At 29.2% G+C, this 4768-nt stretch carries 3 protein-coding genes; all 3 read right to left on the reverse strand.

Annotated features, from left to right (window positions below):
• Positions 1–1127 precede the first annotated feature (1127 nt).
• Positions 1128–1985, reverse strand: coding sequence for a hypothetical protein (locus tag DFR79_RS15810; RefSeq protein ID WP_133516422.1), 858 nt, complete (start codon positions 1983–1985; stop codon positions 1128–1130).
• A gap of 203 nt (positions 1986–2188) precedes the next feature.
• Complete coding sequence (locus DFR79_RS15815) at positions 2189–2782, reverse strand: hypothetical protein (RefSeq protein WP_133516423.1); 594 nt, start codon at positions 2780–2782, stop codon at positions 2189–2191.
• A gap of 188 nt (positions 2783–2970) precedes the next feature.
• Positions 2971–3714 (reverse strand): hypothetical protein, encoded by a 744-nt coding sequence (locus tag DFR79_RS15820; RefSeq protein WP_133516424.1) that lies wholly within the window; start codon positions 3712–3714, stop codon positions 2971–2973.
• Between the last annotated feature and the right edge of the window lie 1054 nt (positions 3715–4768).

The raw sequence follows: 4768 nt of genomic DNA on the forward strand, positions 1-4768 counted from the left end.
TATGTAAGCAGATTCTAATTTGGGTTTCATAAGTTTTTATCCTTTCTGCTAGAGATACTCTTTACTTGCAATCCAGGCTGTTATTGCATATAACGATTCTGGGATTTTGCGCTCGTGCCTGATTCCGTCAGGAACTGGCGTAAAGCTTGCTTTTTCGTATCTGTGATTGGTTAGCCTGCAAGCTTTATGACTGAAGGCATGGCGCCAATCCCATGTTATACGACTGTTAAACGGCAGCTCTTTTAATTTTTTCTTATTATTTTGATTTTCTTAATTAATATACTCATTAACTCTTAAACATACTCATTTAAGGCACTAATGAGTATGTTTAATTGAATTAATTATTCTTTTACTAAAATTATTAGATCTTCACGAAGTTAAGTTCATAATATTTTTACCAGCTTTAAGGATTGCTATTAATATTCCCGAAAGTTGCAAACTAAAATTCCCGATTATTGCAGAAAAGAAATCTATTAACTTAGCTTTACTTGCAGAAATCAATTTATTATTAATATACTTCATGTAAAAGAAAAAAATACCTGCATAGTAACAGGTTTAATTATTATTTTATTTTTTGATTTTCTAAAGCGCGTCTTGTCAATCCATCTCGGTATTTCCACGATTAAAGATACTGACTTAGCCTAATGTCACGAATGTGACTGTTAGGCGAATATTTCTTTTATTATTAATTAAGATCTCTTTTCTTTTATTAAATTATAACTATTTGCTGCAGTGCTTATCATTGATACTTTGAGTTTGCTATCTTCATGAAACTTATTTCATTAATATTTACATCTGATATTTTAATGCTAAATAATTTTTTTCACTTTTCGCTCATTAAGACTTTACAGCTGACATTTTTCAAAAGTGATTCATCCATAAATTATTCTGTCCTTGGCCATAAGATCTAAAATCACAAATTAAATTATTATTTTGAATTACCTGAGAGGGTTTTACAAATCCCTCTCGTTCTTTCCAAGCTGAAAACATACTTGCTTAGTTTAATGTCGTATAACGTTCCTGGGATTTAAGAAGTTTATGAGGCTTAGGGCGACTGCCCTTGCCGAATAAATTTGCATGGAGCGCAGCGGAATCTTTAATCCCATGTTATGTGCTGTATTTTTCGTTTAGCCTGATATTTCTAAATAATTAATTACAAAGCTTTCTATCTTATCTAAATTAAGATTAGCAATTTGTTTTGTATTTAAATCATCACTAATATGTTTTATGAATTCACAACCTAAGTAATAGCCAACATCACTATAACCTTTATGCTCTACCCAATCCCCATAAAAATCTTGTGTACTCAAATTGTTTTTTATCTTTTCTAAGTAGTCTTTTTTTAATTGATCGTGATGATTTTGACACCATCTTAACCATCCGTTTTTATCCTGATGATAAAACCCTTCTTTGTATAATACTTGTTGATATCTCTGGGCAAATCCTTCAATATACAACTGCCATATACTTTTTTCTCTTTCAGTTTTTAAAGAAGGAGAAAATGTTTTTTCTCTCAAGATATTATGTGCAATATGACATAACTCATGATATAAAAGCGAAATCAACCTACTCTTATCATACCAACCTAGTTCCACAATTTTTTCTACCCCTAAAAGTACTGCATAATCTGAATTAATTTTCGTTGCCCAGCCTGCTCCATTACATAATCCTACATAAAAATATACATATATATCATCTTTGATATGAAAAGTTGATTTAAATTTATTATTTACATTATCAGTTAATGACATAAAGTTTTTATGCACTTGATCTAATTTGGGGAAATTATTAGTTAATGCTTCTAATATTACTGGTTTTATATCTTTATTAAAATTATAACTTGAAGAATCTTTAATACATTTTTTCATAAGAGTAGGATGAGCTGATAAATAGTTTTTCCAGTCGTTTAAATCGATATTTTTGTCTTTTATAATACTATTTCTTAAAACTAAAATATCTTCATATGTATCTATTATTTTCAGCATTTTCTCACCCACTTAGAAAAATATTGCACATAACGTTCCTGGGATTTCCGACGTGCCTGTGCCTTTAGGCCTGGCGGAAAGCTTGCTGTCCAGATTTCTTGCTGCTATTATTGCAAGCTTTGTGACAGAAGGCATGTCCCGAAGGGTGGGCTTGTTCTTTAGCCCAACGGCAATCCCATGTTATACGATGGTTTTAGCAATAGTTATTGATCATCTAAAGATAATTCAAAAATCAACGTATGCATCTCATCTCCAAATTCAAACAAAACATCAAATATATCAATAGTTTTTTTATCAAATTCCTCTTTATTCATTTCTTTAAAAAGAGATAAGATCATATGTATTTTATCTAATAAAAGAATAAGCTTATTCTTAACTTTAGAAAACATAATAACTGTTTCAGAGTCAAAATACATTAATTCAGATTCAGGTAAAAATAATTTATCATTTAGTACTAATTGTTTTGATTCTTCTATTTTATTTTTATAATATTTTAATTCATTATCACTTAATTTATATAAATGGTTTTTCAATGGATTATTATCCTTTATTTCTTTTTTTATTTTATTATATTCTTCATCATCCATATCATTATTAATTACTTTACCATAATATACTATATTAAAGTTTTCTTCCTCTTTCATTGCTTCTAAAATATCTAACATTTGAACTTTAAGTAACTTTTTTAATTTTTCTTTATGATTATTTTCTTTTATCTTTTCTGCAAAGTGGATACTAATAAATGTTGTAATAACACCTAGAATAAAACTTATAGATAATTTAATAAATTCATTCAAAATTCATCACCTCTATTGTTATAATTGCTAAAACTTTCGTATAACGTTACTGGGATTTTGCGCTCGTGCCTGATTCCGTCAGGAACTGGCGTAAAGCTTGCTTTTTCGTATCCGTGATTGGTTAACCTGCAAGCTTTATGACAGAAGGCATGGCGCCAATCCCATGTTATATGACGTGCCGAAAAGTTTTAAGCTTTAGATAATCCAAGTTTTTTTCTATACTTATTAATAATTTCTAATCTTTCAGGATCTAACTTCTTCTTTAAACGCCTCCATCTTTCAGGATTATTTTCAGGCATATTAAATTTAATACTACTAGCTGCTACCCGATCTAAAATTTTTTCAATATCTGGTTTCGAGCTATTAGACCAATTAGTATCATATTCAACTGGTAACATTAAATGAGTCTTACCAAATGAAATAGTATCTAATAAATCATTTAGAGCATCACGTAACTCTTTTAATTCAGATATTTTTAAATGCTGAGTTTTACCTATCGAATCTTTTTTCAAATGAGCTATACTTTCATTTCTCAGGACTCTCGCTTGACTTAATAAACTTCTAACTTTTGAATCAAATTTATTTTCCCTAAGAAGATCTGTAAAATCTTTTTTATAATTTGATTTAATATTTTTTCTAACATTATTTTTGAACTCTGGTAAAGTAAGTAACTCACTACCATTATCTGTTGCTAATCTAGTTATTAGTAAAACGCTATTTTCATAAAAATTATTCATCACCATTGAAAAGAAGATCCTGTCACTTGAATTACAAAAAACATCGAAAGGAAATTCCTTGATTTTATCTATTATAAAAAGATTAACATTTAAGTTTATTAATTGATGATAAAAAGCTTCCATTCCTTCTTGATATTCCTTGATAAAATTATCTTTTAATATTTCTTCCTCTTTAAATTGTTTAAAATTAATCATCCATTATTCACTTCCTTAAAAATTCAAAGTAATAGCTTATCTGAGGCATGTCATATAACGTTACTGGGATTTCCGACGTGCCTGTGCCTTTAGGCCTGGCGGAAAGCTTGCCTTCCAGATTTCTTGCTGTTATTATTGCAAGCTTTGTGACAGAAGGCATGTCCCGAAGGGTAGGCTTGCTCTTTAGCCTAACGGCAATCCCATGTTATACGATGTAATAACTTGCCGCGTTAAAAACTTCTATCTACTTCAACTTAATGAAATATCATTATTCTTCCTTCACCAGCAAAAAGGTTCATGAATTCTGTACTATATTAAATCTTCACGAAGTGCGTGAAGATCAATCAGTGACTAATTACCTTCTGATATATGTAAATAGTTTTGTAGATTATAATAGCTCAAGTTAATTGTTAAAACCATAGAAACTCATCAATTATCATTTCCTTCATTTGCAGGAGTTAGTTTATGTCATTTAGCGATGATCCAACCCTTCTTTTATCTTTTTCTCTTATTTGCCGCTGTTCAGTTATTATTTCGTATAACGTTACTGGGATTTAAGAAGTTTATGAGGCTTAGGGCGACTGCCCTTGCCGAATAAATTTGCATGGAGCGCAGCGGAATCTTCAATCCCATGTTATATGAAGTTCGGACAATTTTTTATACTAAATCACTAAATTCTATTGTTTTATTAAGTTCTTTACTTTTTTTATAAAGAATTGAATCTAAAATTAATTCTATCTCATTCTTATCATCACTAATTTGAATATATGATGGTAAAACGTTATTTTCAATAAGAATCAAAAAATAATTATACCCCACAGAACTCTTTTCATCATGTATATAACTATATAACTCTTTAAACTCATAACCTTTTATAAAATTTTTATCTAATTTACAATTAAAATTCATTTTTTGCAAACAATCTTTAATTATTGAAATTTGATCTATTAAATGATCTTTGAGCTAGCCCCTCTAATCTTGGACAAGCTTTAATATGATTTATTAAACACAGTTTCTCAATAAATTTAACTACTTATGCAGCAAATTTAATTCC

This window comes from Halanaerobium saccharolyticum (assembly GCF_004362045.1).
Taxonomy (GTDB): domain Bacteria; phylum Bacillota; class Halanaerobiia; order Halanaerobiales; family Halanaerobiaceae; genus Halanaerobium; species Halanaerobium saccharolyticum_C.

Excerpts from the sequence above, each read along its gene's own strand:
- DFR79_RS15810 (WP_133516422.1), bottom strand. The coding sequence starts at position 1,985 with ATGCTGAAAATAATAGATACATATGAAGATATTTTAGTTTTAAGAAAT.
- DFR79_RS15820 (WP_133516424.1), bottom strand. The coding sequence starts at position 3,714 with ATGATTAATTTTAAACAATTTAAAGAGGAAGAAATATTAAAAGATAAT.